The following is a 678-nucleotide window of genomic DNA, read 5'->3' as shown; positions in this document are numbered from 1 at the left end:
GGCCCAGGTCCACCATCAGGTCCAGGCACGCCAGCGCGGCGGCGCCTGCGCCGGAGGTCACGACCTTGACCTTGTCGATTTCCTTGCCCACGACCTTCAGGCCGTTGATAAACGCCGCCGACACGCAGATGGCCGTGCCGTGCTGGTCGTCGTGAAAGACCGGGATCTTCATGCGTTCACGGAGCTTGCGCTCGACGGTGAAGCATTCCGGGGCCTTGATGTCTTCCAGGTTGATGCCGCCGAAGGTGGCTTCCAGGCCGGCGATGATCTCGACCAGCTTGTCCGGGTCGGTTTCATTGATTTCGATGTCGAAGACATCCAGGCCGGCGAACTTCTTGAATAGCACCGCCTTGCCTTCCATGACCGGCTTGGAAGCCAGCGCGCCGATGTTGCCCAGGCCCAGCACCGCAGTGCCGTTGGTGATCACGCCCACCAGGTTGCCGCGCGCCGTGTAGCGGTAGACATTGGCCGGGTCGGCCACGATCTCTTCGCAGGCCGACGCCACGCCGGGCGAATACGCCAGCGCCAGGTCGCGCTGGTTGGTCAGCTGCTTGGTCGGCATGACCGATATTTTGCCGGGGCGCCCGTGCTCGTGATATTCAAGGGCGGCTTTGCGAAGGTTGGCATCCATAGGGCGGCTACTGGCTAATTAAGTGAGACACGGAAAGAGGGGGGAAT

At 62.8% G+C, this 678-nt stretch carries 1 pseudogene; it reads right to left on the bottom strand.

The features are described from left to right. Positions 1 to 631, bottom strand: a pseudogene (locus tag A9976_RS11175) (NADP-dependent malic enzyme); the annotation flags it as partial. Positions 632 to 678 lie beyond the last annotated feature (47 nt).

It is taken from the genome of Delftia sp. UME58 (assembly GCF_014170385.1).
Classification (GTDB): domain Bacteria; phylum Pseudomonadota; class Gammaproteobacteria; order Burkholderiales; family Burkholderiaceae_C; genus Comamonas; species Comamonas acidovorans.
Note: the sequence above shows the minus strand (reverse complement) of the source record. Positions and strands in the feature narration are given on the sequence as shown.